The organism is Deinococcus yavapaiensis KR-236, assembly GCF_003217515.1.
Lineage (GTDB): Bacteria > Deinococcota > Deinococci > Deinococcales > Deinococcaceae > Deinococcus_A > Deinococcus_A yavapaiensis.
Genome location: NZ_QJSX01000045.1, coordinates 1 through 1,272, shown reverse-complemented (window position 1 = coordinate 1,272; position 1,272 = coordinate 1). Strand labels below are relative to the sequence as shown.

The following is a 1,272-nucleotide window of genomic DNA, read 5'->3' as shown; positions in this document are numbered from 1 at the left end:
TTGAACTTGCTGGACATCTCGCCGTACGTCGTCCAGACGATGAGGACGTTGTCACCTCGCTGGGCGTGCTTGGCGAGGGTGGCGGCGCAACCGCACTCGTCGTCCGGGTGGCTGAAGACTGCCATGAGGTTCATGTCCTCAGCCTAACAACGAGACGTGATCGGATGCGACCGGTCTTCGCTCCGCGCCTGCAGTTCCGAGAAGTTCTCCGCACGAGGCACCGTCGAACATGGAGACCGGCGACAGAGGAAGCGAAGACCGCGAATGACGTGGAACTCGATCGATGAGCTAAGGATGCCCTATGGCGTACTTGTGCCCGCCTCCATCCTTCGTCACTATTACGTTATGGGAAAAATGATCACGGTGAAGTTCGCTATCCAACAGCCGACACCGAAACGCGACAAGAACGGTGCCATGCTGCCCGGCCCGACCATCGACGAGACCGCTGTTCTCGACTGGGTGCACGAACAACTCCAACCGAACGTCGAACGTGAGTTCGGCGCGGACGTCGAGTTACGCGTCGTACCCGGTCGGACGCTCGACGTTCGCCTCGACGGCACCTTCGTCCAAGCGCCCAAGGACGTGAAGAACACCGTCGGCAAGCTCCTTGGCCTCGTGATGGAAGAGTTCGACGCGGAGCCGTTCGTTCGCGAGCCCGAACTGTAACCTTCAGGACGTGCCTCGCGATCATTCGCGGCCTTCTTGACGAAACGAGCGCCAGGAGCCCGTTCTTATACAGCACGACCGGCAACTCTCGCGGTCTCACTTTCTCTGCCGCACCGTCAGCCCTCCACGACATTCAACGGGAAGTGCGCGAGCAAGTTCATCCTGTCGGTGTAGCGTCCACGACGCGAGCCCTGCTCGCTCAAACCCGACGAGTAACGAGGGTCGGAACGCCTGGATGGGAGCGAGGAGTGCAGCCACCTGGGCCTCGTGCTCGGCGGAAAACTTCGCGCCTTCCTCCAGCGGCGGTTCACGTGTCCCAACTCGGCAAACTGGGCGGCGGGACGCGTCGTCGGAACGAGGGGTCTACCGAGGCATGCCAACCAAGTCCATTCGGCGACGAGCAGGAACCGCTGTGGTTTCCGCTCGTCGCTGTTGGCGCGTGTTATTGCCCGTTGTTGGTGACGACGACGTTGGCTTGCACGTCCACGCTCTGCCCCGTGGACGTGCAAGCCAACGTCAACACCACCGGGTACACGCCGTTGCCTTGCCACCCGTCGCTGTACGCGATCACGTCCACGCGCAGCATGCCGTCTTGCAGAGCGGTCG

The 1,272-nt window shown here is 61.9% G+C and carries 2 protein-coding genes; one reads left to right on the top strand and one right to left on the bottom strand.

The window, feature by feature from the left end; all coding sequences use genetic code 11:
* The coding region (locus tag DES52_RS22425; RefSeq protein WP_342767101.1) for a PIG-L deacetylase family protein at nucleotides 1-125 on the bottom strand (125 nt) is incomplete at its 3' end.
* A gap of 220 nt (nucleotides 126-345) precedes the next feature.
* Between DES52_RS22425 and DES52_RS22420 the strand changes: the two genes are divergently transcribed.
* Nucleotides 346-666 carry a hypothetical protein gene (locus DES52_RS22420; RefSeq protein ID WP_146237436.1) on the top strand — a complete coding sequence of 107 codons (321 nt, stop codon included), beginning with the start codon at nucleotides 346-348 and terminating at the stop codon, nucleotides 664-666.
* Nucleotides 667-1,272: the final 606 nt, after the last annotated feature.

What these genes read in the sequence shown, in the direction of transcription:
- DES52_RS22420 (WP_146237436.1), top strand. Translation starts at nt 346, where the DNA reads ATGGGAAAAATGATCACGGTGAAGTTCGCTATCCAACAGCCGACACCG.